We start from the raw sequence: 685 nt of genomic DNA, 5'->3' as shown, positions 1-685 counted from the left end.
CGCGCCGGAGTCACTTCGAACGCAGGCCGAGCAGCACGCGGCCGTCCGGCTCGGAATTGACGCTCGATCCCGTGACGGCGGAGGGCTTCGACGCGAGCGCCCGCGCGCGCAGGCGAGAGGCGTCGACGCCGAGCCGCGTCAACGCCAGGACAACCGCCTCCGCCCGCTGCTTCGACAGCTTCTTGGCGTCGCCATAGACGGCGACGATCGCTCTGGCGCGGGGATGGGTCGTCAGAATATCGGCGATTGCCTTCAATCGCGTTTGCGCAGTGGGTTGCAGGCCGGCTCCGCGCGGCTCGAAGACCACGCCGTCGAGCTCGAACCAGGCGAGCTTTCGCGCTGGCGGCGTTTCGCGCTCGAAGTAGGCGCGCAGCTTCGACTCCACCCCTTCGCTCGCAGCGACGCTGGATCGCGCATCCGTCTTGGGCGCTTCGGCCGATCGCTCCGTGACCGAGGGCGCCGGCTCGCGCTGCGCCGGTGGAGACGGCGGCGTCTCGGCGATGGGGAAGCGCGGCCGCCAGTCGAGCCACGTCAGCCCCGCCGCGAGCGCCAGCGCGGCGGCCGTCACCCCCGCCAACGCCAGAGGTCTCGATCTTTCCGGGCGACGCAGGGCGCCGGCGGCCGCGGCCGGCTCTTCGATTTGCGATCGGCGCAGCCGCAGCGAATTGGCGATCACGCTCACCGA

General features: G+C 71.7%; 1 protein-coding gene. It reads right to left on the bottom strand.

Translation table 11 applies throughout. The features are described 5' to 3' along the window. Positions 1 to 10: 10 nt before the first annotated feature. Positions 11 to 685: OmpA family protein (locus K3F48_RS23885; RefSeq protein ID WP_222577927.1), on the bottom strand; the 675-nt coding region annotated here is incomplete at its 5' end.

It is taken from the genome of Methylosinus sp. Sm6 (assembly GCF_019802345.1).
Lineage (GTDB): Bacteria > Pseudomonadota > Alphaproteobacteria > Rhizobiales > Beijerinckiaceae > Methylosinus.
Note: the sequence above shows the minus strand (reverse complement) of the source record. Positions and strands in the feature narration are given on the sequence as shown.